Raw genomic sequence first — 700 nt, forward strand, 5'->3', positions numbered from 1 at the left:
GGATCGCCTGGTCGGTGCCGTCGTCCCGCCACAGGGCAAAGTAGTAGTAGGTCGCGGACTTCGGCGGCAGGTCGTGCGGCAGGTACGCCCACTGACAACCCGTCCGGTTCTGGTAGAAGATCGCGTTCACGATCTCCCGTAGGTCGTAGTCGCCCTGATGGCCCGAGACCGAGACCCGCCTGGCCCTCCACGCCCACAGGAACGGCCCGATCAGCGCCCACTGCGCGTCGGTGACATCACTGGGGTACGGCTTCCGATCACCCATGACCGGGCTAACGCCGCCGTGACCCGAAGGTCACGACCCCGATTCACATTCCACGGCATCGAGGGGCGGCTATCAACGGCGGACCCGATCAAAGACCCCCAACCGAACGCACAGCACAGATCAACTCAAAGATCCTCGAACCGCCCTCTCAGAGTCGCCCGCCGCCCAGAACAGGACAGCCGCGTTGTATTTCACCATCGCCAACCCAGCGAACGTCAGCGGCTCGGGGTGCGGGTTGCCTTCCTGGAGCATGCCGATCAGTTTTGACTCTGCCTCCTGGCAGGCCGCCAACGCTGCCTCGAGATCGCCGGTGCAGATGTGGACCGCCGCCAGGTTGTTCGCGGTACGCGCGGTTTTGTACTGCTCCTGCCAGTCGTCCATGTTGCGGCGGGCGTTCAGCACGGTCTCGATGGACGCAGCGTCAGGGAACGGCTC

Annotated in this window: 2 protein-coding genes; both read right to left on the minus strand. The window is 64.7% G+C overall.

The window, feature by feature from the left end; translation table 11 throughout:
* On the minus strand, positions 1–265 hold a 265-nt coding region (locus LPU61_RS31435), incomplete at its 3' end, for a transposase (protein ID WP_229406977.1).
* A gap of 120 nt (positions 266–385) precedes the next feature.
* Positions 386–700 (minus strand): hypothetical protein (locus LPU61_RS31440; protein ID WP_229406984.1); only part of this gene is annotated, 315 nt, incomplete at its 5' end.

This window comes from Micromonospora sp. NBRC 110038 (genome assembly GCF_020884815.1).
GTDB lineage: Bacteria > Actinomycetota > Actinomycetes > Mycobacteriales > Micromonosporaceae > Micromonospora > Micromonospora haikouensis.